This is a genomic window from Enterobacter sp. CFEC122, assembly GCF_052983755.1.
The window spans coordinates 1-769 of the sequence record NZ_JBRIQR010000131.1 but is presented as its reverse complement, the minus strand read 5'-3'; the positions used below and the strand labels follow the sequence as shown (position 1 = coordinate 769).

The window sequence follows — 769 nt, the reverse complement described above, 5'->3', positions numbered from 1 at the left end:
GGTGATGCTGCCAACTTACTGATTTAGTGTATGATGGTGTTTTTGAGGTGCTCCAGTGGCTTCTGTTTCTATCAGCTGTCCCTCCTGTTCAGCTACTGACGGGGTGGTGCGTAACGGCAAAAGCACTGCCGGACATCAGCGCTATCTCTGCTCTCACTGCCGTAAAACATGGCAACTGCAGTTCACTTACACCGCTTCTCAACCCGGTACGCACCAGAAAATCATTGATATGGCCATGAATGGCGTTGGATGCCGGGCAACCGCCCGCATTATGGGCGTTGGCCTCAACACGATTTTCCGCCATTTAAAAAACTCAGGCCGCAGTCGGTAACCTCGCGCATACAGCCGGGCAGTGACGTCATCGTCTGCGCGGAAATGGACGAACAGTGGGGATACGTCGGGGCTAAATCGCGCCAGCGCTGGCTGTTTTACGCGTATGACAGGCTCCGGAAGACGGTTGTTGCGCACGTATTCGGTGAACGCACGATGGCGACGCTGGGGCGTCTTATGAGCCTGCTGTCACCCTTTGACGTGGTGATATGGATGACGGATGGCTGGCCGCTGTATGAATCCCGCCTGAAGGGAAAGCTGCACGTAATCAGCAAGCGATATACGCAGCGAATTGAGCGGCATAACCTGAATCTGAGGCAGCACCTGGCACGGCTGGGACGGAAGTCGCTGTCGTTCTCAAAATCGGTGGAGCTGCATGACAAAGTCATCGGGCATTATCTGAACATAAAACACTATCAATAAGTTGGAGTCATTACCC

1 protein-coding gene is annotated in these 769 nt (G+C 53.7%); it reads left to right on the top strand.

Going from position 1 to position 769, the window contains the following annotated elements:
* Positions 1 to 55: 55 nt before the first annotated feature.
* Positions 56 to 753, top strand: a protein-coding gene (locus ACVCAM_RS26460; RefSeq protein WP_095033700.1) for an IS1-like element IS1B family transposase whose coding sequence is annotated in 2 segments (ribosomal slippage) — positions 56 to 305 and positions 305 to 753 — 699 coding nt in all. Because the reading frame shifts where the segments join, the coding sequence is not laid out codon by codon here.
* The last annotated feature ends 16 nt before the right edge of the window (positions 754 to 769 follow it).